Genomic DNA, 26,006 nt, shown 5'->3' with positions numbered 1-26,006 from the left:
ACAAACGTCTCCTTCCCGGCGTTGACGGGTCAAGGAAAAGGAGAACGATTCGTTGCATTCCGGAGATCCCGGACCGTCGGCACGGTGAACGGATCGTGACAGATCGCCACACAGGGAGCGTTCCCCGCTGTCCCCGGCCGACCACGGGGCTCGGCGGCCGGAACCGGCCGTGTGGCGCGGGTCACCACGTGCGGCATGGGCTGACCGGCTACATCATTTGACTCAGTCAAGAAAAGTCGGCTAACTTTCGAGGTATGCCAACCCCTACGGATTTCGAGCACATGCTCCGGGAGTCCGCACTGCGGGTGACGAGCCCTCGGGTCGCCGTGCTCTCCGCAGTGCACGAACACCCGCACGCCGACACCGAGACGATCATCGGTTCCGTGCGTGGGCGGCTCGGTGCCGTGTCACACCAGGCCGTCTACGACGTGCTCAAAGCACTCACCGGCGCCGGCCTGGTTCGCCGCATCCAGCCACAGGGGTCGGTGGCGCGCTACGAGACACGGGTGGGAGACAACCACCACCACGTCGTGTGCCGATCGTGTGGGGCCATAGCCGACGTCGACTGCGCCGTCGGCCATGCCGCCTGCCTCACCGCATCCGACGACCACGGCTTCTCGATCGACGAGGCCGAGGTCGTCTATTGGGGCACATGCCCCGAGTGCTCCGGCACGCACAGTTCCTGAACCACATCCTCCCTGCTCCGGAAGGACGCCGATGTCTGAAAACACCGAGACCGGGGGCGGTTGCCCGGTTGCCCACGGCAACAGTGCTCCGCACCCGACCGCGGGCGACGCCAACCGCGGCTGGTGGCCGAACAAGCTCAACCTGAAGGTCCTGGCCAAGAACCCGGCGGTGTCCAACCCGCTCGGCGAGGGCTTCGACTACGCCTCCGCCTTCCAGGCGCTCGACCTCGACGCGGTCAAGGCCGACATCGCCGAGGTCCTGACCACCTCGCAGGACTGGTGGCCCGCCGACTTCGGCCACTACGGCCCGCTGATCATCCGCATGGCCTGGCACAGCGCCGGCACCTACCGCCAGCACGACGGCCGCGGCGGCGGCAGCGCCGGCCAGCAGCGCTTCGCCCCGCTCAACAGCTGGCCCGACAACGGCAACCTCGACAAGGCCCGCCGTCTGCTCTGGCCCGTGAAGAAGAAGTACGGCCAGAACCTCTCCTGGGCCGACCTCCTCATCCTGTCCGGCAACGTCGCCCTCGAGACCATGGGCTTCGAGACCTTCGGGTTCGCCGGCGGCCGTGAGGACGTCTGGGAGCCGGACGACGACGTCTACTGGGGCCCCGAGACCACCTGGCTCGGCGACGAGCGCTACAGCGGCGACCGCGAGCTCGAGAAGCCGCTGGCCGCCGTCCAGATGGGTCTGATCTACGTCAACCCCGAGGGCCCGAACGGCAACCCGGATCCGCTGCTCGCCGCCCACGACATCCGTGAGACGTTCGGCCGCATGGGCATGAACGACGAGGAGACCGTCGCGCTCATCGCCGGCGGCCACACCTTCGGCAAGACCCACGGTGCCGCGCCCGACAGCAACCTCGACGCCGAGCCCGAGGCCGCGCCGCTCGAGATGCAGGGCCTGGGCTGGAAGAACGCCCACGGTTCCGGCAAGGCCGGCGACGCCATCACCTCCGGCCTCGAGGTCACCTGGACCTCCACGCCCACCCAGTGGAGCGACGGGTTCTTCAAGAACCTGTTCGAGTTCGAGTACGAGCTCACCCAGAGCCCCGGCGGCGCCAACCAGTGGATCGCCAAGGACGCTCCCGAGATCGTGCCCGACGCCCACAAGGCCGGCGTCAAGCACAAGCCGACGATGCTCACGACGGACCTGGCGCTGCGCTTCGACCCCGTCTACGAGCCCATCTCCCGCCGCTTCTACGAGAACCCGGCGGAGCTCAAGGACGCCTTCGCGCGCGCCTGGTACAAGCTGACCCACCGCGACATGGGCCCGAAGGTCCGCTACCTCGGCCCCGAGGTCCCGTCCGAGACGCTGCTCTGGCAGGACCCGCTGCCCGAGGCGCAGGGCGAGACCATCGGTGACTCCGAGATCGCGGCCCTCAAGGCCAAGGTCGCCGAGTCCGGCCTGACCGTGCCCCAGCTGGTCTCCACCGCCTGGGCCTCGGCCTCGACCTACCGCGACAGCGACAAGCGCGGCGGCGCCAACGGTGCGCGCATCCGCCTGCAGCCGCAGATCGACTGGGAGGTCAACAACCCGGACGAGCTGCGCCCCGTGCTCGGCAAGCTCGAGAAGATCGCGGAGGAGTTCAACGCCTCCTCCGACAAGAAGGTCTCCCTCGCCGACCTGATCGTGCTCGCCGGCAACACCGGTGTCGAGCAGGCCGCCAAGGCCGCCGGCAAGGACGTCACCGTCCCGTTCACCCCGGGCCGCGTCGACGCCTCCGCCGAGCAGACCGACGAGGAGATCTTCGCCTACCTCGAGCCGGTCGCCGACGGCTTCCGCAACTACTACCGCAAGGACAACCGTCTTCCCGCGGAGTACCTGCTGGTCGACCGCGCCAACCTGCTCGGCCTCAGCGCCCCGCAGATGACCGTCCTGGTCGGCGGCCTGCGCGTGCTGGGCGCCAACTACGACAACTCGCAGGTGGGCGTGCTCACCGAGCAGCCGGGCGCGCTGACGAACGACTTCTTCGTCAACCTGCTCGACATGGAGACCGAGTGGACGGCCACCGACAAGAACGCCGACTTCTCCACCTCCTACGAGGCCAAGGACGAGTCCGGCAAGGTCAAGTGGACCGGTAGCCGCGCCGACCTGGTCTTCGGCTCCAACTCCGAGCTGCGGGCCCTGGCCGAGGTCTACGCCTCCGACGACGCCGCCGACAAGTTCGTGCAGGACTTCGTCGAGGCGTGGAACAAGGTCATGAACGCCGACCGCTTCGACCTGGTCTGATCCGACCCGGCCGAGCTCCGGCCCGACACCGGTGAACCCCGCGGGGTGATCCGGAACTGCACCGGCGGCCGGCCCGTCCCCGAGGGGGCGGGCCGGCCGTTTTTACGTTCCCCAAACAAATTTTTGCGTGTCCCCTGACACACCGGGTGCCTGGTGCTTAGCGTGGGGCCCACTATGCCGACATTGCTCAGACGTGGCCTGAACCTGCTCCGAACTCTCAACGTCCGTGTGCAGGATCTCGAACCCGGGACTGCGCTGGTCAGCCGCAATCACGGGTACGAGGTCGTCCCCCTGGGGCGCGGGAGCTGGGTCGTACGACGCGGGAAACCCGACGTGCAGCGCACCCACAAGGCGGTCATGAACCACCTGGCCGCAGAACACGTGGCTTCCCTCCTGTACCACTACCGTGCCGACTGCGTGCTCGACGTGGGCGCCAACACCGGCCAGTACGCCAAACAACTGCGCCGGTACGGGTACCGGGGACGGATCGTCTCGTTCGAACCCGTCCCGGAGATCACCGAGAAACTGCGAAGAGCCTCCGCGAACGACCCCGACTGGCACGTGTACCCGTACGCGCTCGGGCGCGAGGACCGTACCGACACCATCAACGTCGTGTACGGGTCCATGAGCTCGATGCTGGGGCCCAGCGAGTTCGGGACCACTCGGTACAAGCGGTTCAAACGCAGCCGCGGGCAGGAGATCGAGGTGCGCCGCCTCGACGGGCTGCTCGACAAGGTCCTCGACGGCCTCGACGACCCGCGGCCCTACCTCAAGCTCGACACGCAGGGCTTCGACCTGGAGGCCTACGCCGGCGGCGGCGACCGCGTGCGCGAGTTCGTGGGGCTGCAGTCGGAGGTCGCGCTCATGCAGATCTACGAGGGCATGCCCCGGATGGCCGAGGCCGTCGCCACGTTCGAGGCGGACGGGTTCGAGATCACCGGCATGTACCCGGTGACACGGGAGGAGACCACCGGCCGCGTGCTGGAGTTCGACTGTGTGATGGCCCGCGCCGACGCGATGTAGAGGGCGTGGCGCGCAGAGTTGTCCGCGCCGGGCCGGTCAGTCCGACGGTTCGTCGTCGGGGTCCGGCGCGGGCAGCTCGTACTCCTGCGAGGTCTCCAGGTTCTCGTCCAGGAGGCGGAGGCGGTGGGGGCCGGTCGGGTCACCGATCTCGTCCCCGGTGGTGTGATCGGCGACGATGACACCGTGTCCGGAGGGTGCGGCCGTCGAGGCGGAGTACTGGTAATCGTCTGTGCGGTGTTCCTCGAGCAGCTCCCCGGAGCGGTCCCAGACGAGAACCAACCCCTCGGAGAGGTGGTGCCCCGTGCCGACGATCCGTTCTTGGTCGTCGCTGAGGGAGAGCGCCGTGATCCAGGGGTTGTCGTCGTCCTCGTCCGGCTGGGACTCGTAGGGGACGCTGGACTCCTGCGGCTGTCCGGTGGAGTGGATGTCCCACTGCAGGAGCTGTTCGTAGGCAGCGGTGGCGACGAAGCCGTCGCCGATCGCCGTGGGGCCGTTGTGGCTCCTCGGCCATTCCCGGATCTGCGGTGAGGAGGGATGGGGCTCCCCGGTCGCGGGATCCCACACGGACAGTCCCTGGCTCAGGGCGACCACGAGCGCCGAACCGTCGGGTGAGGCCTCCACAGCCTGCACCTGGGCCTGGATCCCGTCCTCGTATTCGGGGATCTCTGCGGTGAAGACCTCGTCCCCGCTCTCGGTGTCGACGGCTCGCACCACGGTCTCGCGGTCGGGCTCGGTCTTGACGCTGGTGAACACCGTCCCGCCGTCGGGGGCGAGCGCGAAGTCCCTCTCGAAGCGGCCGCTGCCTGCCGGGTTCACGTTGTGGTGGTCGCCGCTCTCCAGATCCCACACATGGATCCTCTGGACCGCCCCCGTGGTGGAGAACGCGGCCACGACGTTGCCGTCCGAGGAGGTCTCCAACGTGGAATAGGTGAAGTCAGGACCGTTCTCACCCTCGGGCGGCCCGCCGATGCGCGGGTTGTCCCCGGGCTCTTCGTCGTTCTCGGGGGTCTCCGGGAGCTGCTCGACGGGTTCGGGGTCGTCGACGTCGTAGACGTGCACCCCGTGGTTGGACAGGACGGCGAACCGGTCGTCGGAGAGCGGGGCGATGTCGGCGACCTCTGCGGGGTCGGGCTCTTCCTCCACGTCCGAGGATCCGGCGGAGGACGAGGAGGGGGAACTGCCCCCGCCGGTCACGCCGCTGTCGTCGGCGGCGGTGTCTTCCTCAGCGTCCGGGGCCAAGGCCAAGGCGATGACCAGCGCAAGCGCCAGCACTCCGGCGAACAGGAGCGCCTTGGGTCCGCGGTCGTCGTGCTCATCGTCAGCCGCAGGAGTGCGGTCTGGGGCCGGTGACGGGGTGGCCAAGACGGCGCGCCATGCGGCAGCTCGGCGTGCGTCGGGGACGCGTGCGGGCGCGCGGGAACCGGGCCGGGGCGCCTCGCTCTCGGACGGTTCCGGCGCACGTGGGTCCCGGCCGGTGTCGGTGGCCGAGGCCTCCGCGGCTGCGGTCGGTGCGTGGCCTGGGTTCGGTCCCTCGGCGGGGTGTTCCTCGTGCCCGGAGGCGCGGTCCCGGTTGTCCTCGTCCGGTGCGGCATCGTCATCGGAAGGGCTCGCCTCGGACGCGGCCTCTTCGGACGGTTCCGGCTCCGGGGCGTCGCGCTCGGCGGAGCTCTGCCCGTCGGGCACGTGCTCTGCCGAGACCGCCCCGTGTTCGTTCGTGGGGGTGTCCTGCGGTGCGTCCGAGGCCTCTTCGGAGGGGGAGCGGTCCTCCACGACCGTGGCCGCCTCGGGCGTCTGCCGTGCCTCGGAAACGGGCTCCGCTCCGGTGCCCTCGTCCTCGTCGGCCGAGTGCCCGGTGCCCTCGTCCCCGGCCCGCTCGGGAACGCCCTCCTCGGCCCGGGCTGTGCCGCCGTCCTCCGCATCGGTGGCCGGACCGCCCTCAGTGTCCTGCTCGCTCTCGCCGCGCTGGCCTCCGGGCTCGTCGCCGGTCTCCCCGCCGGGCAGGACCCGCGTCGCGGCCACCAGCGTGTGGTGAACCGTGGCACCGATGGCGCCCGGCAACCACTCCGTCGTCTCGTCGTCCGCGGACGGCAGCGCCGTCCCGCTCAGCTCCGCGACCACCGCGTCCAGCCCCGGCCGCTCCTCCGGGTCCTTGGCCAGGCAGGCGCTGACCAGGGGGAACAAGGCGTCGGGGAGCCCATCCAGGTCCGGCTCCTCGTTGACCACCCGGTACAGCAGCGCCGCGGGTTCGCCCGCCCCGAACGGCGCGCGCCCGGTCGCCGCGAACACCAGCACCCCGCCGAACGAGAAGAGGTCGCTCGCGCCGTGCAGCCCGCTCCCCGTGGCCTGCTCCGGGGACATGTAGCCGGGGGTACCCAGCGCCTGCCCGGTCCGGGTGAGCGCGGTGGCGTCGGCGGCGCGGGCGATCCCGAAGTCGATGACCTGCGGCCCGCGCGAGGACAGCAGCACGTTGGAGGGTTTGAGGTCGCGGTGGACCAGTCCCACCTCGTGGATGGCCGACAGCGCCCGCGCCAGCCCGGAGGCCAGGGCCAGGAGCGAGTCCTCGGGGAAGGGCCCGGTCTCCCGGACGGCGTCCTGCAGCGCTGGTCCCGGAACGTACTCCGTCGCCAGCCACGGGCGCGGTCCGTCGGTGTCGGCGTCCAGAACGCGCGCGGTGTAGGGCCCTCGGACGCGGCGCGCGAGGTCGGCCTCGACGGTGAAGCGTGCCCGGAACTCCCGGTCGCCGGCGTACTCGGCACGCACGGCCTTGACCGCGGCCAGGTCGGCCCCGGCCCCGTCGGCCGAGGTCGCCAGGTACACCACGCCCATACCGCCCTCGCCGACGCGCCGCAGCAGCCGGTAGCCGCCGAGCTCGCGCGGATCGTCAGGGCGCAGGGGTTCCATGGGGGACTGTTCCGAAGAGGTGAGGGTTCGTCCTGCAGCGTAACGGATGTGCCGCCGTTGCCCGGAACGCGGCCTTCTGACTGCGGCCCGCGCCCGTCACCGGCTCCGGTCCGGCACCCCGTCGAGGATCAGGTCGAGCCCGTCGGCGAACCAGTCCCGGTCGGCCTCGGGCCGGTGTCCGTGCACGAGCTCCTCCAGCCTGGGGAACCGGTGTATGTCCTGGTCACGCAGGCGCGCCTGCCACTGGAGGCCGGGGTCGGCGGCCCCGGGGGAGTCCTGGTCGCGAACCTGCCCCGGGCCGCCCAGGACGACCCGCACACTGCCCTGGACGTAGGTGGTCACCGTCATGATCACGCGGGCGGCCTCGTGGGGTGCGAGGCCGAGCGGGGAGAGGGCCTCCAATGCCCACTCCATCGAGGCGAGGGAGTCGGGGCCGAAGGGCGGAGCGAGTGTGGTCGTGGCCGCGAGCATCCACCGGTGTTCCATGAACATGCGCCAGTCGGACCGTGCGAGCAGGTGCATGCGCTCGCGCCATCCCATGCCCGAGGTGTCGGCGCCGGTGCAGGAGTACTCACCGGTCACGCGGTCGACCATGGCCGAGACCAGCTCGCCCTTGTCGGCGACGTGCCGGTAGAGCGACATGGTTCCGGTGCCCAGGTGGAGGGCGACCCGGCGCATGGAGACCGCGTCGAAGCCCTGCTCGTCGGCGACCTCGATCGCCGCGGTGACGATGCGGTCCTGCGTGAGGGGGGTTCGCCTGTTCACCTGTGCACTCCAACGGTCGGGGTCTGGTGCGAGCCTACCGGTATGCGTACGCTGCACCCACACGATGCGTACGGTGTACTCATCCACGTCGGCTGTGACGGCGGACCGCACCCCGCGCAGCAGAAGCAGGGGGAACACATGAGAACCGGTGAACCGAACGCGCTGTTCAGCATGCTCGACGGATACCGGCCCGTCCGGAACCTGCTCGGCGCCGGAGACCCCGACGTGCGACGGGTCGACGGCCGGTGGACGATGTTCCTCGGCGGGTTCCAGCGCGACTTCCGCAACAACCTCTTCACCGCGCGCCTGCCCGAGGGGGCCGGGCTCGACGACGGGGCGCGGTGGCAGATCACCACGGCCCCCCGGCAAGCCCCACCGGGCCGAACCGCTCGTGCCGCAACCGCCCCGCGGGTCCTGGGACCACCACGGGTTGCACGAACCCTGTTACGTCCGCGGTCCCGCTCCCGACGGAGGAACGGTGCCGACGGAACGCATCTACTACACGGGCCGCAGCTCACGACGGGTCCAGGGCAACGACACGCCCTTCGCCATCGGGTTCCTCGAGCGTTCCGGCGACGGCTGGCGCCGCCACCCCGACCCCGTCGTGGTCGGGGACAACCGCAACCCCAGCGTCCTCGGTCCCAAGGTCCTGTACGCGGACGGAAAGTGGCGCATGTGGTTCCGTGCCACGCCCCGGGAGCCGGCCAAGGGCGAACAACCGGTCTCGGCCATCCACTACACCGAGAGCACGGACGGCGTATCCGGATGGACCGAACCGCGGGTGCTGCATCCGGCCTCGGAGGGCTTCGCGCACGCGTACGTGCACGGAGGGGCCTCGCGTTACGAGATGCTGCTGAGCACGAGCCCCAACCTGTACGGCGACCCCGACCACCCGGAGCAGGGGCTCTGGCTGAGCGTGTCGGACATCCCCAGCGGCGACCCCGCCGACTGGACACGCCCGGAACCCGTGCTCCTGGCGGAGGACGGGCCCGAGTGGGCGCGCAACGGCTTCTTCGGTTCCAGCCTGTGCGCCGGGGGAGAGGGAAAGGCGCAGGGCGACGGTGCCAGGTACGTGTTCTTCACCGGCGTCAACGCGTCGGTCGGTTGGCCGGCGCTTGCGCTCCGGAGCCTCGCCGCGCGCAGGCGCCCGCCGGTTCCCGCGCCCTTCCACTTCACGATCGGCCGGCTCCGGCTGGACCTGGAAACCTGATGCGGCCCGGATGGTGGTTCACCAACGTGGGCGCGGGGTCCAGGACCAGTCGTCGGGGCGGCCCTTGCCTGCGGGGAGCTCCTCGGGCGAGGTCCCCGCGATCAGGCCGCACCGCTCGGCGACCTCCAGCGCGGGGGCGGCCTCGCACTCGTCGGGCTCGCGGAAGCGGTATTCGGAGTCCGCCTGGGCCTTGGCGATGAAGACAACGGCGTCGTCGAGGACGGCCCGCCACTGCTCTTCCGTGCCGGTGCGCTCCTCGGCGAGTTGCAGGACACGGTCGAGGCGGGGAGCGCCCTCGTCCCACGCGTCGGAGCCGGAGGGCACGTCGAGGTGCTGCATCACCCGGCTCAGCGCGCTCTCCCTCGTGGCCAGGTGCTTGAGCAGCAGGTTCAGGCCGTCGTTCCCGATGATGTCCGGGTAGTCGATGCGGTCCCAGCGTGCACCGTCCCACCAGTAGGCGAAGCCCTGCTCGCGGTCGTCCTCCAACTCGGCCAGCAGGTCCCAGGGCAGCCAGTCGGGGCCGGCGTAGGGGTCGAAACCCTCGACCGACGAGTGGTCGTCGCACTCGTGGTCGGCGCCCACGAGCACACCGCGCCCGCCTTCGAGACGGGTGAGCCGCCATTCATTGCCACCGCTGTCGTCGTGGTGCACGAACGGGCCCACGTACTCGTGCCCGTTCTCGGCGCCGGCGGCTTCCAGGACCGACAGCGCGGAGGCGCGGGCCCAGAGGGTCTCGAACGGGGGCAGGTCGTCGGGGCGTCCGGGGGTGTGGAACTCCATGGGGGCCTTTCCGGCGGGGAAGTGATCGCGCGTAGAACCTACTGCGCGGGTGTGACACTCCGTGGCCGGGAGGGCGGTCGCCGGGGCGGTTCGAGGGCCCCGGCGAGGTCACGGCGTCGCGAGGATGATCCGGGCGAGTTCCTCCGGTGCTGCCATGGGGACGTTGTGGTGCGTGTGCATCTCCACGAGCGCGCGCTCCGGCCGACCCTCGACCAGTGCCCGCACCTCGTCCCGGCGGTCGGCGTAGAACCCCTCGTCGGGCAGGACGATCGTGACGGGGCAGGTCAGGAGGTCGTACACGTCCACGCTCGGGTAGACGTCCGCGTCCGGGGCGGGGGAGCTGATGACGGCGATCTGTTCGGCGGTGGGGCGCCGCAGCCACCGGTCGCCACGGCGTGTGAACGAGCGCTCGAGCACGTCCCGGACCAGTTCCGGGCGCGAACCGGCGTTGAGCCAGTCCTCGGGCGCCTCGCGCACACTGCGGTCGATGTAGGCGCGCATCTCGTCCTCGGTCGCCGACCAGCCGTACCCGAACCGGTCGCGGATCTGCTCGAGCGCCTCGGGTGTGCTCCAGTACGCCTGTTGTGTGACGGCCGTCCGCCGGTCGTCCAGGACCAGCCCGTCCACGATGCAGACGGCCGCGGGGTCGACCAGGCCGGCCGCGGTGACTGCGGTGACCGCGTACCCGCCCATGGAGTGGCCGACCAGGAGGGGGTTCTCCCAGCCCAGGGCCCGGGTGGCGGCGGCGAGGTCCCGCCAGTACTGCTCGGCGCGGTCGGACTCGAGCGGGGTGCGGCCGTGCCCGCGCAGGTCGACGGCGACCACCCGGCGGTGCTGGGCCAGGTGCGGAGCCACGTCGGTCCAGGCGGCGGCGTTGTGCCCGGAACCGTGCACGAGCAGGACGGGCGGGCCGGAAGCGGTGCCGGAGCCGGAACCGGATCCTGGGTCAGGGCCGCCGAAGTCCAGGGCCGCGAGGGCGCCGTCGGCGATGGGCAGGTGGATCTGCTCGGGTGCCATCCGCACATCGTCACGCGGGTGAGAGGCACGCGCAATCGCATTTCCGGCCTCGGGGCGCGGGTCGGCCGATCGTCGGGCACTTGTGCCTCCTGAGAGAGTGAGTGTACAGTCACTCATATGCCACGAGAGCTCACGTCCACCGCAGAGGCCAGAAAGGCGACCGTGGTCGCCAGTGCGATCCACGTCTTCGCCGCTTCCGGCTACCTGGGTACGCCGATCTCGGCCGTGGCCGAGCACGCCGGCATTTCACCGGCGTACGTGTTCAAGCTCTTCCCGGGCAAGAAACAGCTGTTCGTCGCCGCGCTCGACCGGTGCTTCGAGTTGATCCGGGAAGCGCTCGCCGAGGGTGCGGAGGCCGCGGCCTCCGGCGAGGCCGAGGACGTGCTGGACGCGATGGGCGGCGCGTACGCGGCGCTGATCGCCGACCGCGACCTGCTGATGCTGCAGGTGCACGCGCTCTCCGCCGCGGATGTGCCGGAGATCGGGGAAGCCATGAGGCGTGGCATGGCCGAGACCACGAGGTTCGCCTCGAGCCGCTCCGGGGGCAGCGCACGGCAGGTGCAGCGCTTCATCGCCACCGGCCAGTTGTGCCACCTGGTCACCACGTTGGAGCTGGACCGGGTCGACCAGTCGTGGGCGCGGACCCTCGACATGGACATCCGCCACGCCGCCCCTGATCGGACCGACGGCGGAGAGTCGGGCTGACCGGGGTTTGTTCCCAGTCCCCGACCGGCCCCGGCACGCGTCCGGGTCTTTTTCGCCCACAAGAGTGATTGCTCAATCACTCACTTGAGGGAAGGCCGCCGGAAGCGGTCACCGGGAACTACGAGAGGAAGGCATTCCCATGTCCACGCAACAACGCCACGTCGTCCTCGGCGCAGGGCCGGCGGGTCGCACGCTCGCCCGCCGCCTCGCCGCCGACGGAGCCCCGGTCCGCATCGTCAGCCGGAACACGGTGGACCTGGGGCCGGCCGTCGAATCACGGGCCGCCGACCTCATGGACCCGGAACAGGCGCTGGCCGCGACCGAAGGCGCGGCGGTGATCCACCACTGCGTCAACGTGCCCTACCAGCACCAGGTCGAGTCGATGCCGCGTCTGGCACGCTCGATCACCGCCGCGGCCGCGCGGCACGGTGCGCGGCTGGTCGTGCTCGACACGCTCTACCCCTACGGAGAGAGCGATGGGGAGGCGATCACCGAGGCCACCCCGTGGGCTGCCACCAGCCGGAAGGGCAGAATGCGTGCCGAGCTGGACCGGTACTACCTGGACCGGCACACGGCCGGCGACGTGCGCGTCGTCCTCGGCCGCTCCGCCGACTTCTTCGGCCCCGAGGTCCTCAACTCCACGCTCGGCGGAGCGTTCTTCCCCGGGGCGCTCACAGGGGAACCGGTCCTCGCGTTCGGAGACATCGCACTGCCGCACAGCTACACGTTCATGCCGGACGTGGCCGCGGGGATGACACTCCTGGGTGAGGCGGCCGACGACGCCTGGGGCCGGGTCTGGCACCTGCCCACCGTGCCTGCGGTGAGCACCGAGGCCGTCCACGAGATGGTTGCGGAGCTCGTCGGTCGCCCGCTCCAGGTCACCGTGCTCCCCGAGGCACGCCCCTACGGTCCCTTCGACGCCGAGTTCATGGCCGAGTACGCGGAGATGTTCTACCAGCACCTCATCCCGCAGAACATGGTCTCGACGGCGTTCGAGTCCCGCTTCGGCGTCGCGCCCACGCCGCTGCGCCAGGCGCTCGCCCTCACGCTCGACCGGTACTCCGGCCGGGTACGGCCGGGCGCCGGCCACCGGTGACGGCCACGGTCCCTTCGGCCCGGAACCCGGGGTCTTTTTGCCCTCCGTTCACGTACACCCCTCGCAGGGGTCGGCCCGCCCTGGAAGGATCACGCCGTGGACGGTGCGCGCGGTCCCCGCCCCGGGGCGGGCCGGGCGGCGCCGTGACGTGTCCCGACACGGAAGGGCGGCCCGTTGACCCGCATCCCCCCGAGGTTCCCCGTCCGCACGACGTTCCCCCTGTTCGCGGGCTCGGCGGCCCTGGTCGTGGTCCTGTTCGCCCCGGCCGCCCACGCGGTCCCCGTGGCCCCGGCCGACATCACCGCGGGGTTCGGATCCGGCGCCGAACGGGAACGCATCGCCACCGGGATCGACCTCGCCTCCGGGACCGTTCCGTCCGGTGAACCCGGGGACGGCGGCGACCGGTTCGGGAGCCTGCTCACCGTCGACCTCACCGAGGACACCGGCGTCGTGCACATGGACGGCGGCAGCCTGACCTCCCCGGCCACCGTGCCCGAGATGGCGGCGGCCGCCGAACCCCCCGAGGGGTCCACCGTCGTCGCGGCGTTCAACGGCGGCTACTTCGACCTCGGAGCGACCCAGGCCCCCAGCGGCGCCGGGATGCGGGACGGACGCGCGCTGACCTCGCCGGACGAGGGGTTCACCGATGCGGTGGTCATCGACGCGGACGGCACCGGCACGGTGCGGGAGGTCGGCTTCGACGGCACCGTCACCCTGCCCTCCGGCGACCTCGCCCTGGACGCGCTCAACACCGCGACCGTGCCCGCGGACGGCCTCGCGCTGTACACCTCGGACTGGGGCGAGCACCCGCGCGAGCACGTCGTGCACGAACCGGAGATCCCGCCCGAGGAAGAGGTGTTCGGGGAGGGCGAAGCAGGCACACCCGAGCCCGCCCCCTCGGACGCGCCCCCGTCCGACGACGTCGCCGAGGCCGTGGTCTCCGACGGCACCGTCGACCGCGTCACCGAGATCCCCGGGAGCGGCCCCATCGCCGAGCACGAGCAGGTCCTCGTGGCCCGCGGGTCCGCCGCAGCATCCCTCGCGGCCCTGGCCGAGGGCGACCCGGTCGGCGTCGAACACACCCTCACCGCGGGCGACGGCGACCCGGGCACCGTGCTGGGCGGCCGCCACGTCCTGGTCCGCGACGGCGAACCGGTGCCCGTCGACGACGACTCCCGCGCGCCCCGCACCGCCGTCGGCTTCTCCGCGGACGGCCGCGCCATGCACGCGGTCACCACCGACGGCCGCAACGCCTCCACCGACGGGACCACCCTCGCCGAGGCCGCGGAACTCCTCGCCGCGGCCGGGGCCGACCGGGCCCTGGAACTGGACGGCGGCGGTTCCTCGACCCTCGTCGCCCGCGAACCCGGCGGCACCGGACCGGTCCAGCGCAACCGCCCCGGGGGCGAACCGCGGGAGGTCCCCGACGGCCTGCTCGTCACCGCGCCGGAGGGGTCGGGCCGGACCTCCGGGCTCCGGGTGCACACCGCCCTGGAACCCCGCCCGGAACACGGCTCTCCCGCGCCGCCCCAGGCCGACCCGCGGCGGGTGTTCACCGGCATGCACCGCACCCTCGCCGCCACCGGCCACGACGAGGCCTTCGGGCCCTCCGGACCGGGCGCGCCCGACACCCCCGACGACCGCACCGGGGACCTCGTGCTCTCCGCGCCGACCGGCCACGGTGACGGGAACCGCTACGTCGCGGGCGATCCCGGCCCGGTCACCGTCACCGGGGAAGCCGGTCCCGCCATCCCGGACGCGGCCGACCCCGACGACACGCTCCGGGACACCGTGGACCTCGAGGTGCTCCCCGGCCCCGACTCGATCCACGCGAGCCCGCAGCGCCTCGGCCTCGCCTCCGCCGACGACACCGCGTCCTTCGTGCTCACCGGCGCCACCGCCGACGGGGACACCGCGCCCGTCGAACCCCTCGACGCCGAGGTGGACGCCGACCCCGACCTCGTCGAGGTGTCCGGCCACGGGGACGGCCGCTTCGAGGTGCGCGCCCGCACCGGCGAGGGGTCCGGAACCCTGACCGTCACCGCGGGCGGCGCGTCCACCGAGGTCCCCTTCTCCGTCGGGTCGACCACCACACCCGTCGCCGACCTCGCCGACGCCGAGGGGTGGACCGCGCGGTCCACCCGGGGTGAGGCCGAGGTCGAGACCGTGGAGGGCCGCGACGGCCCGGCCCTGGCGCTGGACTACGACTTCACCCGGGACATCCGCACCCGCGACGCCGCCCTCCACCCGCCGGAACCGATCGTGCTCGACCGCCAGGCCTTCACGTTCACCGCCGGCGTGCGCGGGGACGGCAACGGGGCGCGCCTCGTTCTCGCCCTCACCGACGACCACGGCGTCGCCCACCCGCTCCAGGGCCCCGAGGTCGACTGGGAGGGGTGGCGCGACGTGCGCTTCGAGGTGCCCGACAACGCCGGACACCCCCTCACGCTCGACCGCGTCTACCTCGTGGAGGAGGACCCGTCCCGCACCTACACGGGCGGGGTCGTGCTCGACGGGGTGCACGCCGGGACCGTCCCGGAGCCCCCCACCGAGCCCGACCCCGCCACCTGACCCCCGGTGGGCGACCGCGGCGCGCGGATCACCCCTCGCGCAGGTCCTCCAGGGCCTCCTCCACGAGGTCCAGCGTGTAGTGCGCGTCGGTGTAACCCGCGACCGTGCTCTTGCCGGCCGGGTAGGCGTGGCCGTCCTGGACCGCCGGGAGATCCTGGTACAGGGCGGTGCCCTGGAGGTCCTCCATGAACGCGTTCGGCTCGGCGCGCAGGTTCGTGTCGTAGAAGACGAGGTCGGCGTCGTCGGCGGCCGAGGCCAGGGACTCGCCGGACAGGGTCGCCTCCGCCTCGTCCTCGTCCTCCACGGCGGCGTTGGCCTGCTCCGACCAGGTGAAGCCGAGCGGCAGCAGGAGCGAGCCGGTCATGTTGTTCTCACCCCACACGTAGACGCTGTTCTCCTCGTAGGAGCTGAGCACCGTGACCGTGCGCCCCTCGATCTCGTCGGCGTACTCCTCGGCGATCTCCTCCTGGCGCGTCTCCAGCTCGGCCGCGAGCTCCTCGGGCTGCTCGGGGACCCCGAGCGCGTCGGCGACCTCCTCGGTGCGCTGCGGCCAGTGCTCGCGGTCGTCACCGCGCAGGGTGAAGGTGTACACGGGCGCGACGGCGGCGAGCTGCTCGTGGACCTCCTCCTCGAGCACGTTCGGGGCCAGGACGAGGTCGGGCTCGAGCTCGGCGATCTCCTCGAGCCTCGGCTCGACGCCGTCGGCCACGACCGGGATCTCCTCGACCTCCGCGGCCTGGTCCTCGGGGATGATGCCTTCTTCGAACTGGCCCTGGCCGACCGGGGTGAAGCCCAGGTCGAGCACGGGCTGGGTGGCGGCGTAGTGGAGGGTGACGATGCGCTCGGGCGTCTCGGGGACCTCGACCTCGGAACCCGTGGCGTCGGTGACCGTACGGACCTCGCCCTGCTCCTGCGCGCCGTCGGCGTCGGACGAACCGCATCCGGCCGCGAGGAGCGCCAGGACCGCGGCGCCTGCCGCAGTGGGTGTGATGGACCGCTTCATGGCATGACCTTCTTCGTGGGAGTGGTGGGGACCGGGGCCGGTGCCCGGTGCCGGGTGATGACGTGAGGGCCGCCGTTGACGGGGTCCTCGATGATGGTCGCGTCGATGTCGAAGACCGCGGCGAGGAGCTCGGAGGTGAGGACCTCGGCGGGGGAGCCCTCGGCGACGATGCGGCCGCCGGACATCATGACCAGGTGGTCGGCGTACTGGGCGGCGTGGTTGATGTCGTGCAGAACGGCCACGACGGTGCGCCCGCCCGTGCGGTTGAGTTCGGAGAGCAGCTCCAGCAGCGAGATCTGGTGCGCGACGTCCAGGAACGTCGTCGGCTCGTCCAGCAGCAGGATCGGGCTCTCCTGCGCGAGCGCCATGGCGACCCAGGCGCGTTGGCGCTGGCCACCGGAGAGGGCGTCGACGGGCCGGTCGGCGAGCTCGGCCATCCCGGTGCGTTCCAGGGCACGGCGCACGCTGCGTTCGTCCTCCGGGCCCCACCGGGACAGGAACGACTGGTGGGGGTAGCGGCCGCGGCGCACGAGGTCGAACACGGAGATCCCCGCGGGGGCGACCGCCGACTGGGGCAGCACACCGAGCCGGGTGGCCACGTCCTTGGCGCGCATCCGGTGGATGTCCCTGCCGTCCAGGTACACCGTCCCCGCCCGCGGTTCGTGCAGGCGCGACAGGGACCGCAGCAGGGTCGACTTGCCGCACGCGTTCGGGCCGAGCACGACCGTGAACCTGCCGGCGGGGATCTCCAGGTCCAGGTGCTCGCCGACCACGTGCTGATCGTGGGCCATCGTCAGGTCGTGGGCCCGCAGCGGGGTCGGACCGTCGCCGGGGCGGCCTTCGGGCGTGTTCACAGGGCTCCCTTGCGGTTCTCGCGGATGAGCAGGGTGACGAGGTAGAGGCCGCCGACCGCGACCGTGGCCACGCCGACGGGGAAGGAGTGCCCCGGGATCGCGTGCTGCGCGGCGAGGTCGGCGCTGGCGAGCATGAGCGCGCCCGTGCAGGCGGCAGGGGCCAGGCAGACCCCGGTGGCCCCGGCCAGGCGCCGGCCCACGTGCGGTGCGGCGAGCGCGACGAACGAGATCGGTCCGGCCGCGGCGGTCACCACGGCGACCAGCACGACACCCGCCAGGACCGCGGCCAGGCGCGTGCGCCCGGGGTCGGAACCGAGCGAGGCCGACACGTCCTCACCCAGCTCGAGCAGGGTGAGCCGGCGGTCGAGCAGGACCCCCGTGACGATCAGGGCCACGAGGCCGATGACCATCGCAGGGCCGGTGTAACCGAAGCTGACGGCGTTGAGCGATCCGGCTCCCCACAGGGCGGCGATCTGGGCCTGTTCGATGTCGGCGGTGAGCACCACCCACGTCTCCAGGCTCGTGAGCATCGCGCTGAGGCCGATGCCCACGATCACCAGGCGGAACCCGGCCACCCCGCCCCCGCGCGAGAGCAGGAGCACGATCGCCGCGACGACGAGCCCTCCGGTGAGGGCCCCGGCGGCCACGAGCAGGTAGCTCGACCCGACGAACGCCAGGACGGCCACGCCGCCCGCGGAGGAGCCGGCCGTGAAGCCGATGATGTCCGGGCTCCCCAACGGGTTGCGGGTGATGCTCTGGAACAGCGCGCCCGCCACCCCGAGCAGGGCACCGAAGACCACCGCGGCCAGGGCGCGAGGCAGGCGCCACTGGACGACGAACAGCTCCACCGACGGCGGTGCGTCGCCGGCCAGCGCCCTGACGACCTCGGCGGGGGTGTGCACGACGGCGCCGAGCAGGAGCGCGGCGAAGGTGACGGCGGCGGTCGCCAGGAGGAGCGCGGCACAGACCAGCACTGTCCTGACGTGGAACCGCCCGGAGACCGGGACCCGTCCCGACGACCGCAGCACCAGCGAACCCCGCTCGGGGGTGATCAGGCCGGTCACTGTGTGTTCACCTTCCGATCGGAGATGAGCCAGATGAGCACCGGGGCACCGAGGAAGGCCGTCATAATGCCGACGGGCACCTCGCGCAGCGGGACGATCACGCGCGCCACGATGTCGGCTGTCAGCAGTACGACGGGGGCGACGAGCATCGACATGGGGATGATGCGGGTGTGGTCGTTGCCCACGAGCAGCCGGCACACGTGGGGTGCCATGAGCCCGAGGAAGCCGATCGGGCCCGCCACGGCCGTCGACGCGCCCACGAGCACGGTCACGGCCCCGATGGTCAGCAGGCGGGTGCGCGCGGTGTCCACGCCCAGCGAGGAGGCCATGTCCTCACCGAGCGCGATCGCGTTCAGGGGCCGTACGAGCAGCACGGACAGGAGCAGGCCCACCGCGAGGAAGGGCGCCACGGTCGCCAGGTCGTCGAGCGAACGCCCCGCCACCGAACCGGCCACCCACGACCGGTGCCGCTCGAACGTGGCCGGGTCGAACAGCCGGATGGCCGTGGTGATGCCGGCGAACACCGCGGTCAGCGCCACACCCGACAAGGTCATGCGCACCGGGGTCGCCGGCCCGCGCCCCGTGGACGCGAGCAGCAGCACCGCGATCGTCGCGAAGCAGGCGCCTGCGAGCGCGGGCCACACGAGCGCTCCGACCGTGGAGGCCATCCCGGCCACGAGCGCCAGGGCCACACCGAGGGTGGCGCCGGCGTTCACGCCCAGGATCCCGGGGTCGGCCAGGGGGTTGCGGGTGTAGGCCTGGATCAGGGCGCCCGCCGCGCCCAGCGACGCACCGACCGCGACCGCGACGAGCGTCCGCGGGAGGCGGTACTCCAGCACGAGCGCCCGTGCCTCGGCGTCACCGCCGCCCGTCAGCACCGCCAGCACCCGTGCGGCGCCGGTGCTCTCGGTGCCGACGAAGAGGCTCACGGCGGCCGCCACGGTGAGGGCCAGCACCAGGCCGGACAGTACGAGCGGCATCCGCGGCCCGCCGGGACCCTTCGCGGCCGGGCCTGTGCCCGCACGTGCCCGGTCGGCCCGCCGCGTCTGCTCAGGCATGGGCCACGGTCACGGTGCCGAAGGGGCCGAAGCCCCACCCCAGGGTGGTGGTCTCCACCTTCGTGGCACCGGCCGAGCGCAGCAGCTCGCCGATCCGGTCCCGGGTGCGCAGGGGCGACCCGGTGATCGTGAGGCTGGTCAGGGCGTACTCCGCGGCGTGGTCGTCGGAGGGGGCCTTGTCGCAGGCGCGCTCGGCCAGGACCACCGCCGGGCTCGCGGCGAGCGCGGACCGCAGCAGCCCCGCCGCCTCCTCGTCGGTGCGGCCCTCCAGTGCGCTGACCAGCACGGTGCAGTCGTTGGCCGGCCACTCCGGCTCGGCGGTACCCGGCAGGTGCACGGTGCGGCCCTGCGCGATGTGCGAGGCCACGAACGGGGCGGCGTCACCGGCCACCGCGAGGGTACGGGCACCGGAGACGGGGGCCGTACGGCTGAGGGGACCGACCACGAACTGGAGCTGGTCGGCGGCCCGGTCCTGCAGGGCCGAGTCCAGGGGCCGGTCGGTCTCCCGGCGCCCGTGCCAGGGGATGGTGCCCACCCGAGCCGACGGTGCACCGGAACGCAGCACGTCCACCAGGTCGGCCAGGGCGAGGGCCTCGCGGTTGGCCGGGTTGTCCAGCGAGAGCTTGTCGAGCACGGAGTCCTCCATGAGCACCCCGCTCCGGGCGGTGTTGCGGTGGTGGTCGCCGTCCCGCTCGAGCAGGCCGAGCGCGCACATCGCGTCGAGCAGCGGACGCAGCAGGGCGGGCTCCACCCCCGTCTCACGGGCGATCCCCTCGAGCGTGGTCGTGCCCTGCGCGACGGTCGGCGCGATGCCGAGCGTGGCGGCCGCGCGCGTGACCATCGGCGGGCCGAGCTCGGTCATCTCGTGCACGTCGTGGAGCACCTCGGCCGAGGTCTCCTCACCCTCGGCGGAGTGCGCGGGGGTGAGGCTCTCGGCGTTGTCGCGCTGGGCGCTCTGCTGCGCGCCCGCCGCCTTGGGGCGCCGCCAGTAGCCGACGACCTCCACGTCCTCCTTGGGCAGCTCGAGTTCCTTGCGCAGGTACCGGCGGATGGGCGCGATCGTCATGGCCTCGCCGCCGACCCACGCGTACACGCGCACATCGGGCAGGGACAGCTGCCGCACGGCGTCGGAGAGCAGGGTGCTCGTGCCCGCGGGGGTGTCGCCGCGCACGAGCCAGTCGATCCGTACGTCCGCCGCGGTCGCGATCTCCTGCCGGTCCTCCTCGGTCGGGACCTCGACGATCACGTGCCCGCGAGTGCCCTCGGGCGCCTCCTCGAGCCAGCGGCCGATCGCCGGGAGCGCGGTCTCGTCGCCGGCCAGGAGGTGCCACTCGGCCGCGTCGTTGCGCAGGGCGCACGACTTGGGGCCCGCGAAGTGGATGGCGTCGCCCGGCTCGGCACGGAACGCCCAGGCCGCGGCGAGACCGTGGGAGTGGCGTACGAAGTCCACGTCGAAGGTGTTGGCCTCGGGGTCCCACGCACGCACCGTGTAGTCGCGGGTCTGGGCGAGGGCCTCGGGGTTCCAGGCGAAGCGCTGTTCCTCCTGCGTGCCGATGCGGGGGAGTGCGCCGTCGGCGGGCGGGACCACGAGCTTGACGTGGTCGTCGAACCCGTCGGACCGGAACGCCGGCCGGTGGAACCCCTCGCCCATCTCGCCGACGGTGAGGTCGTCGCCGGTCAGCGTGATGCGGCGCATGTTCGGGCTGATGTCGGCGACGCGGAGCACCTCGGCGCGCCGCAGCACGATGGGGTGGATCTGCAGAGGACGCGAGGTACGCGGCATGGGGGACTCCCGAGGTGAGGGCGGGTAAGGCAAGGCGAGCCTAACCTTAACCCTCGGAGGCCGACAAGCCGGACCCCACCCCGAGGGGAACCGCGTACCGACGATCGGCCCTCGGGTCAGCCCTCCTGGACCGGCGTCTCTCCGGGGAGCGGGTGGAGCACCGAACCCCCGGTGGGCGACCCGGTCGAGGGGCTGTGCGCCCGGATCGTGTCGACGGCGACCGCGGGCTCGTCGGTGAAGAACCGCACGCGCGTGACCTGCTCCTCGTCCCGGTCGAAGAAGCCGACCCTCTCCGGGGCGCCGAACTCCACGACCACGTTGGTCCGCCCGAACAGGCTCGCGGTGAGCGTGCCGTCGGCCACGTCCACGGCCTTGCCGCGGTTCAGCCCCTCCTCCTCGCGCACGCCGGTGATGCCGGCGGTGGGGAAGGGCAGGTCCACGGTGGCGCCGTGCCGCACGCGCAGCTCGCCGCCGCCGACGGAGTGCGCCGTCGTGGTGTACAGGGCGCGGAACCCCAGGGCGTAGAGCGCGAAGTAGAGGCAGACCCCGAACAGGACCCAGCCCAGCCACTCAGGGCCGCCGACGAACATGAGCGAGAGCACGCACCCCGGCACGGTGACCAGCAGGATCCCTGTGGAGACCGGCGGCGCGAGCCCGGCCGAACGCAGCTCGGTGGTCCCGGTGTCCTTCGACCGCCGGCGGAACACACGCGGGATCGCGAGCATGACCAGGAGCTCCTGCCTGATCACGAACGCCACCGCGGGCGGCAGGCACGCGTCCAGGCTCGCCATCAGCGCCTGGGTCCGGGTCGCCCCACGGGTGCGTGCCCGCCGGAACGCGATCCGCATGGCGGCGAACTCCACCACCACGACACCGAACAGGCACATCTCCAGGACGACGATCAGCACCGCCGCCTGGGCCAGGTTCACCACACCCGTGAAGAGCAGTGTCAGGTTGACGGCGATGATGATGAACGGCAGCCAGCGCAGGAACGCGGCCACCTTCGGGTAACGAAGCATCGTGTTCTCCTTTCCCCTCGCTGCCCGGGCCGGAGTCGCGGTCCGGGCCCCTGTGTGGACAGCGTCGGGGGTTGACGCGGCGTCAAGCCAAGCCGCGGGAGACACGGAACATGGACCGCTTCCGGTTCACTTCGCCGGTGGCGGGGTCTCCTCCCCGACGCGCGCCATCACACGGCGCATGACACGCCGCTGGGCGGGAGGGAAGGACGCGAGCAGTCCGGACGCGAGGCCGTCCGCCGAGACCGGGGCCGGAGGGGCGTCCACCAGCGAGCGCACGAACGGGCCGATCATCCCGGCGAGGTCCTCGACCAGCTCCGCGGTCTCCGGGGAGTCCTCGTCCGCCGGCGAGAGCTCGGCCAACCTGGACACGGCGTCGGCCGCGGCCCCCTGGTCCAGGCCTTCGAGGACCGGGGTGGCGAGAGGCTCCCCGTCCCCGACGATCGACAAGAGCTGTGCTGCGGCCCTCTCGCGGGAGACGAGGTCGGAGGGCACCCCCCGGTCCGTGAGGGTCCCGGCCCACTCGGCCCAGCCCTGTCCTTCGGCGGAGGCGCGGGCGCGGCTGCGGCTCTCCCGGAGCCGCACGACCATGAGCCGCTGCTCCTCCAGTTCCTGCTGCCGACGCGCGATCTCCTCCTCCCACGCCAGCAGCCCCTCCTCGACGTCCCCGCCGTCGCCGTCGAGGAGCTCCGCGCACCGCGCGAGCGGAAGGCCGAGACCGCGCAGGTCGAGGAGCTGTTTCAGGGCGTGCACGGTGGCGATGCCGTAACGGCGGTGGCCGAGCTCGTCCCTTTCCGGCTCGGGGACGAGACCGCGTTGATGGTAGAAGCGCAGGGTCCGGGGGGTGGTGCCGAGGAGGCGGGCCGCCTCGCCGATGGTGAGCATGGCCACCATTGTGCGCGACGGCCCCCGGACCGCCCGGCTCACTCCTCCGCGGCGGCCCCCGTCTCCACGGCGCCCTCCGTGGCCAGGCCGTCCCGGTACCGGTCCGCCTGGAGCGCGAACAGTTCCGCGTAACGCCCGCGCGCGGCCATGAGCTCGCGGTGGGTCCCGCTCTCCACGACGCGCCCGTGGCCGAGCACGACGATCCGGTCGGCGAGCGTCACCGAGTCCAGCCGGTGTGTGATGAGCAGGACCGTCGCCCGGCCCTTCAAGGAGTGCACCGCCTCGAACACCCGCTTCTCCGCACGAGGGTCCAGCGCCGCGGTCGGTTCGTCGGCGATGACGAGCTCACCGTCGCGGTACAGCCCGCGCGCGGTGGCGATGCGCTGTTTCTGCCCGCCGGACAGGTCGCGCCCGCCCACGAAACGCTTGTCCAGCATCGAACCCGCCCCGTCCGGCAGGTCGCCCAGCACCTGGTCGGCGCCGCTCAACCGCAGGGCGCGTTCCCAACGTGAGCCGTCCGGTTCCTCGCCCGGGCCCTGCATCGTGATGTTGCGTTCGGCGGTGAACGGCCACTGGATGTACTCCTGCGCGATCAGCCCGATGCGGGACCGCACCCCCTCGGGGTCCAGGTCGGCGTAGTCGGTGCCGTTCCACTCGAGCCGGCCGCCCTGGGGGGTGTACAGGGCCCCGACCAGCTTGGCCAGCGTGGACTTGCCCGAACCGTTCTCCCCGACGATCGCGACCACCTCGCCGCGGAACAGGTCGAGGTCGATCCCGTCGAGCGCGGTGTCCTCCTGGCCCGGGTAGGCGAAGCGGAGCCCCCGCACGCTGAGGTGCTCCAGCGGTCCCGGGGCCTGGCCCGGCCCCGGTGCCGGGATCAGCGCCCGGGTGCGGGCTGTGACCTCGTGCGCGTCCTGCACGTACAGGCCCGCCTCGTACGCGCGGGTGAGCGCGTTGGTGAGCTGCTCCAGCGACGACGTTCCGCGCCCGATCGCGTAGTAGGCCGCACCCGCGACGGCGAGGGGGACCACGCCCGCCATGAGCATCACGGCGAGCGTGCCGTAGACCAGCGCCGTGACCACCCCGGTCAGGGCCCCGCCGACGGCGCGCACGGCCGTCTGGCTCCGGGCCACCGCCAGTAGCTGATCCACGACGTGGTCGGCGATGCCCGTGTACTCCCGCAGCAGGCCCGAGCGCATGTTGTAGGAACGCAGATCGGCGGCGGAGTAGCGGTCGGCGAGCAGGTCACCGATCAGGTACTGCAGGCGCCGGATCGTGGTCAGCGCACGGATCCGGTTGTAGCGCAGCCGGGACGCGCGCATCGCCGCCCAACCGGTCGGCAGCACCACGAGCACCAACAGCATTGCGAGCACCGGGTGGAGCACCGCCAGGACCGACCCGATCGCCAGCAGGTTGATCAGTCCGGTGAGCACGTCGACCGAGTGCGCGATGAGGTTGTTGGACTCGCTGATGCCCCGGTCACGGGCGCGGGAGAGCGCGTCGTAGTAGTCGCTGTGGTCGAACGCCTCGAGCGAGGCACGGGAGGTGAGGGAGAACAGGTCCACCTCCAGTACCCGTTCCACCTGGGGGCCCAGGCGCGCCTGGGCCCAGCCGGCCCCGGTGGTCGCGGCCCCGCGCAGGGACACCACGGCCGCCAGGAGCACCAGGCTCGGGGCCGCGTCGGCGACCGTTGCCGAGCCGAGGTCGGAGGTGAAGAGCCGGTCGAGCACCTCGACGATCACCACGAGGCTGACGGCGGTGGCCGCGCCGGCCGCCGTGTGCAGCCCGAGGGTCAGGGCGGTGTCGCGGCGGTTCGCGCGCCAGGCGACGGCGAGAATGCCGGCGACCATCCGCGGCAGGCGCATGAGCACCTTCCACGCGGCGGTCCGGGACATGTCGTCCAGCCACGGGAAGTAGCGGCTGTCCTTCAGCTGTGCGGTCGGAGCCCCGGTATCGGGGGACCCCGGGGCGGGGCCGTTCCTGTCGGAGGGGGTCGTGTAGGAGGGGCCCGATGCCCTCGTGCGGGTCTGCGTACGGGAATCCTGTGGTGATCGGCCCATGGCACTCCTCGGATCGAAAGCCTGTTCGGGTCGGGGTCGATCCTGGCGTGAGTGCGGGCCCCGGCAGAAGCCGTTACCGCAGGTCGCAGTTGTTGTGGTGGGTCCGTATCCGGGGTCGGAGGTGCAGCGCCTCCCGAGCGCTCAGGGGCGAAGTGCGGCCGCCCGGGCGGACCGGGGAGACCGTGCCCCGCCGAATTCGCCGGCGATGGTGGCGGGCCGTATCCCGTGCGGAATCGGAGCGGCCGGCCCGGGGCTTCCCTGTCTGCCCGGATCCGGGTTCGTGCCTCTCTGGCCGGTGGGGTGGCGAGGTCGACGGGACTGGGGTCGGTTATGGCGGTGAGACGGGAGGAGTGAGTGTTCTGTGGTGCTGCCTCGGGGGTGGTGGTTCGTCGGGGCCGGGATCGTAGCCCGGCCGGGCCTTCTCGCAACCCGCATCGGCGCCCCGCCAGTTCTACGGGGTGGAGTTTGTGTGTCGGTGTTGTGGTGGGTTGTTCGGGGCGCCTCGGGGTGTGCGTTCCGGCCCTGTTCGCCGGGCTGACCCGACCCGCATCGACGAACCCCGTTCACCCCCGAGGCTCCCGCCAGCCCAAAGGAACGGTGGCACTACGGGCGCCTTCGGCGCGGTGACCCTCTGGGGTGGCCACACTGCTGGCCGACGCTTGCGGTGTGGGGGTGGTGGCTCGCTCCTGCGACGGCAACGGCACAGGCGCGCCCCGCGCACTCCCGGCGGGGCATTGAGGCCGGGGGTGACACGTGTGCGGATGACCTCCGGGCCCCGGCGCTCCGGGCCGAGCATTGAGGCCAGGGGTGACACGTGTGCGGGACCCCCATCCCGAGGATCTTGCTACCAGAGCCGACTTCAGCGCTGATATTGGCTCCAGTAGCAAGATCCCCGGAGGCGACCCGACGGGGCTTGGTCGGCTGGGCACTGCGCCGACGGGCATCGCTCTGGAGATTCTCTAGCGCGAGGTTTAGTTTGTGAGCGTGGATTTCCCTGCCCCGGAATGCCCGATAAAAAGACCCCCTTGGGGTTATCCGCAGGGCCATTTTCACGGTGAATGCGGGCGCCCGAAAATGGGTGATGGTGCTGGCCGGGTGGCCGTAATGGGTAAGGGTTTTCTTTCCTTTTGGTTACTACCAATTTCTGGGGCCGGGGCGTATTGTTGAATTATGGCGAACGACACCACGCACCAGGCGAACACGACCCCGGGCGCCGGCCCGGACCCGGCCGTGTCCGACCTGATGGCCGCGGTGGCAGTGTTCATCCAGACTCTGTCCGGGGGCGTGCCTTTCGGT

19 protein-coding genes are annotated in these 26,006 nt (G+C 72.1%); 7 read left to right on the top strand and 12 right to left on the bottom strand.

The genetic code is table 11. The features are described 5' to 3' along the window. Nucleotides 1–254 precede the first annotated feature (254 nt). The 3 genes from IDM40_RS19285 (at nucleotide 255) to IDM40_RS19275 (ending at nucleotide 3,942) form a co-directional block, all read left to right on the top strand. Entirely contained in the window at nucleotides 255–686 is a 432-nt protein-coding gene (locus IDM40_RS19285) for a Fur family transcriptional regulator (RefSeq protein WP_193123420.1), read from the top strand. A 31-nt stretch (nucleotides 687–717) separates the two neighbouring features. Then, a complete protein-coding gene (gene katG / locus IDM40_RS19280) occupies nucleotides 718–2,919 on the top strand; it encodes a catalase/peroxidase HPI (protein ID WP_193123419.1) in 2,202 nt (733 codons plus the stop codon). Nucleotides 2,920–3,147: 228 nt separating this feature from the next. Continuing rightward, complete coding sequence (locus IDM40_RS19275) at nucleotides 3,148–3,942, top strand: FkbM family methyltransferase (RefSeq protein ID WP_328807070.1); 795 nt, start codon at nucleotides 3,148–3,150, stop codon at nucleotides 3,940–3,942. Between the two features lie 36 nt (nucleotides 3,943–3,978). Here IDM40_RS19275 and IDM40_RS28290 read toward each other — a convergent pair whose 3' ends face one another. Continuing rightward, nucleotides 3,979–6,843 (bottom strand): protein kinase domain-containing protein, encoded by a 2,865-nt coding sequence (locus tag IDM40_RS28290; protein WP_235997759.1) that lies wholly within the window; start codon nucleotides 6,841–6,843, stop codon nucleotides 3,979–3,981. Nucleotides 6,844–6,939: 96 nt separating this feature from the next. After that, the gene (locus IDM40_RS28855) at nucleotides 6,940–7,608 is read right to left on the bottom strand and encodes a TetR/AcrR family transcriptional regulator (protein ID WP_328807069.1); all 669 of its coding nucleotides are present in this window, start codon (nucleotides 7,606–7,608) and stop codon (nucleotides 6,940–6,942) included. A 478-nt stretch (nucleotides 7,609–8,086) separates the two neighbouring features. Between IDM40_RS28855 and IDM40_RS19260 the strand changes: the two genes are divergently transcribed. Next, entirely contained in the window at nucleotides 8,087–8,818 is a 732-nt protein-coding gene (locus IDM40_RS19260) for a hypothetical protein (protein WP_193123417.1), read from the top strand. Nucleotides 8,819–8,836: 18 nt separating this feature from the next. Here IDM40_RS19260 and IDM40_RS19255 read toward each other — a convergent pair whose 3' ends face one another. Together IDM40_RS19255 and IDM40_RS19250 are read right to left on the bottom strand one after the other, a co-directional pair. Next, entirely contained in the window at nucleotides 8,837–9,598 is a 762-nt protein-coding gene (locus IDM40_RS19255; protein ID WP_193123416.1) for a hypothetical protein, read from the bottom strand. A 108-nt stretch (nucleotides 9,599–9,706) separates the two neighbouring features. Further along, nucleotides 9,707–10,615: an alpha/beta fold hydrolase gene (locus IDM40_RS19250; RefSeq protein WP_193123415.1), complete on the bottom strand. Its 909-nt coding sequence runs from the start codon at nucleotides 10,613–10,615 to the stop codon at nucleotides 9,707–9,709. A 117-nt stretch (nucleotides 10,616–10,732) separates the two neighbouring features. Between IDM40_RS19250 and IDM40_RS19245 the strand changes: the two genes are divergently transcribed. The 3 genes from IDM40_RS19245 to IDM40_RS19235 all read left to right on the top strand — a co-directional run bounded on the left by IDM40_RS19245 (nucleotide 10,733) and on the right by IDM40_RS19235 (nucleotide 14,987). Beyond that, nucleotides 10,733–11,320 (top strand): TetR/AcrR family transcriptional regulator, encoded by a 588-nt coding sequence (locus IDM40_RS19245; RefSeq protein ID WP_193123414.1) that lies wholly within the window; start codon nucleotides 10,733–10,735, stop codon nucleotides 11,318–11,320. Nucleotides 11,321–11,459: 139 nt separating this feature from the next. Further along, nucleotides 11,460–12,416 carry an NAD-dependent epimerase/dehydratase family protein gene (locus IDM40_RS19240; RefSeq protein WP_193123413.1) on the top strand — a complete coding sequence of 319 codons (957 nt, stop codon included), beginning with the start codon at nucleotides 11,460–11,462 and terminating at the stop codon, nucleotides 12,414–12,416. 174 nt (nucleotides 12,417–12,590) lie between these two features. Further along, entirely contained in the window at nucleotides 12,591–14,987 is a 2,397-nt protein-coding gene (locus IDM40_RS19235) for a phosphodiester glycosidase family protein (protein WP_235997758.1), read from the top strand. Between the two features lie 28 nt (nucleotides 14,988–15,015). Here IDM40_RS19235 and IDM40_RS19230 read toward each other — a convergent pair whose 3' ends face one another. From IDM40_RS19230 to IDM40_RS19195, 8 genes are all read right to left on the bottom strand, one after another. After that, nucleotides 15,016–15,990, bottom strand: coding sequence for an ABC transporter substrate-binding protein (locus IDM40_RS19230; RefSeq protein WP_193123412.1), 975 nt, complete (start codon nucleotides 15,988–15,990; stop codon nucleotides 15,016–15,018). Next, entirely contained in the window at nucleotides 15,987–16,844 is an 858-nt protein-coding gene (locus tag IDM40_RS19225; RefSeq protein ID WP_328807068.1) for an ABC transporter ATP-binding protein, read from the bottom strand. The genes IDM40_RS19230 and IDM40_RS19225 overlap by 4 nt, the downstream gene beginning before the upstream one ends. Next, nucleotides 16,841–17,908 carry a FecCD family ABC transporter permease gene (locus IDM40_RS19220; RefSeq protein WP_193123411.1) on the bottom strand — a complete coding sequence of 356 codons (1,068 nt, stop codon included), beginning with the start codon at nucleotides 17,906–17,908 and terminating at the stop codon, nucleotides 16,841–16,843. The genes IDM40_RS19225 and IDM40_RS19220 overlap by 4 nt, the downstream gene beginning before the upstream one ends. Then, nucleotides 17,905–18,888: a FecCD family ABC transporter permease gene (locus IDM40_RS19215; RefSeq protein WP_193123410.1), complete on the bottom strand. Its 984-nt coding sequence runs from the start codon at nucleotides 18,886–18,888 to the stop codon at nucleotides 17,905–17,907. The genes IDM40_RS19220 and IDM40_RS19215 overlap by 4 nt, the downstream gene beginning before the upstream one ends. 70 nt (nucleotides 18,889–18,958) lie before the next feature. After that, nucleotides 18,959–20,749: a siderophore-interacting protein gene (locus IDM40_RS19210; RefSeq protein WP_193123409.1), complete on the bottom strand. Its 1,791-nt coding sequence runs from the start codon at nucleotides 20,747–20,749 to the stop codon at nucleotides 18,959–18,961. A 116-nt stretch (nucleotides 20,750–20,865) separates the two neighbouring features. Continuing rightward, nucleotides 20,866–21,768, bottom strand: a complete 903-nt coding sequence (locus tag IDM40_RS19205; protein WP_235997757.1) for a hypothetical protein — start codon at nucleotides 21,766–21,768, stop codon at nucleotides 20,866–20,868. Between the two features lie 126 nt (nucleotides 21,769–21,894). Next, entirely contained in the window at nucleotides 21,895–22,650 is a 756-nt protein-coding gene (locus IDM40_RS19200; RefSeq protein WP_193123408.1) for a MerR family transcriptional regulator, read from the bottom strand. A gap of 38 nt (nucleotides 22,651–22,688) precedes the next feature. After that, entirely contained in the window at nucleotides 22,689–24,710 is a 2,022-nt protein-coding gene (locus IDM40_RS19195) for an ABC transporter ATP-binding protein (protein ID WP_235997756.1), read from the bottom strand. Nucleotides 24,711–26,006 lie beyond the last annotated feature (1,296 nt).

This window comes from Nocardiopsis coralli (assembly GCF_014892575.1).
GTDB lineage: Bacteria > Actinomycetota > Actinomycetes > Streptosporangiales > Streptosporangiaceae > Nocardiopsis > Nocardiopsis coralli.
This window is presented reverse-complemented; position numbering and strand designations above follow the sequence as displayed.